This is a genomic window from Arhodomonas sp. KWT (assembly GCF_010993615.1).
The window spans coordinates 1-541 of sequence record NZ_WNXE01001091.1 but is presented as its reverse complement, the minus strand read 5'-3'; the positions used below and the strand labels follow the sequence as shown (position 1 = coordinate 541).

Annotated in this window: 1 pseudogene; it reads right to left on the bottom strand. The window is 74.1% G+C overall.

Annotated features, from left to right (window positions below):
* Positions 1–148 precede the first annotated feature (148 nt).
* A pseudogene (locus G7A99_RS24310) lies at positions 149–541 on the bottom strand (serine O-acetyltransferase); the annotation flags it as partial.

Genomic DNA, 541 nt, shown 5'->3' with positions numbered 1-541 from the left:
ACCGCGGCGGCGGCATGCCGGCCCACCGCGTGGGCACTCGCCGGGTTCCCGGCCAGCCCCTCCAGCCACGGTCGCATCGCGGCCAGAACCGCCGGGTCCAGCGGGGTGGTCGCCGCGTAGTCGAGATAGACCGGGCCGGGATCCGTCATCAGTGCGTGCCGGTGCGGGGGCTCTCCGAGTCGTCCGCACCGGACGCCTCGCCGGAGGCCTCCTCGGTCTCCTCGCCGGCCCCGGTCTGCATGCCGCAGTCACCAAGCTCGGGCAGACGCTCGTCGCTGACCTCGGCGCCGAGCTTGCGCATGGCGCGGCACATCTCCTCGAGGCGCTCGTCCGTGGTGTGGACATGGTCCAGGATGGCGTTGATGGCGTTGGCCACCGGGTCGGGCATGTCGCGGGTGGCGCCATAGGCATCGAAACCGATGCGCCGCGCGGTCGCCTCGCGCCGGCGGTCCTCCTCGGTAACGGGCTCCGGCCGCCGGGCCACCCGCGCGGGGACGCCGATCATCGTCGCGCCCTCCGGCACGTCCTTGACCACCACGGC